Raw genomic sequence first — 273 nt, 5'->3', positions numbered from 1 at the left:
GGTGACGGTGCCGGTGAAGGACGGCAAGGTGTCGTTCTACAACCACTCCGGCGGGACCGTGCACGTGATCGCCGACCTGGCCGGCTACTACGGCGTCACGGGCGACCTCTTCCAGCCGCAGGGCCCGACCCGGGTGCTGGACACCCGGGAGCCGATCGGAGTGCCGCAGGCCCGGGCCGTCCCGGCCTTCGGCACGCTGGAGCTGCCGGTCGCGGGTGCGGCCGGGGCCACGGCGGTGACGATGAACGTGACGGTCACCGAGCCGGAGCAGGA

Annotated in this window: 1 pseudogene; it reads left to right on the top strand. The window is 72.9% G+C overall.

Annotated elements, in window-relative coordinates:
• Nucleotides 1-273: pseudogene (locus VR45_RS07910) on the top strand (hypothetical protein); the annotation flags it as partial.

Source organism: Streptomyces sp. NRRL S-495 (assembly GCF_000966955.1).
In the GTDB taxonomy this organism is placed as follows: domain Bacteria; phylum Actinomycetota; class Actinomycetes; order Streptomycetales; family Streptomycetaceae; genus Kitasatospora; species Kitasatospora purpeofusca.
This window is presented reverse-complemented; position numbering and strand designations above follow the sequence as displayed.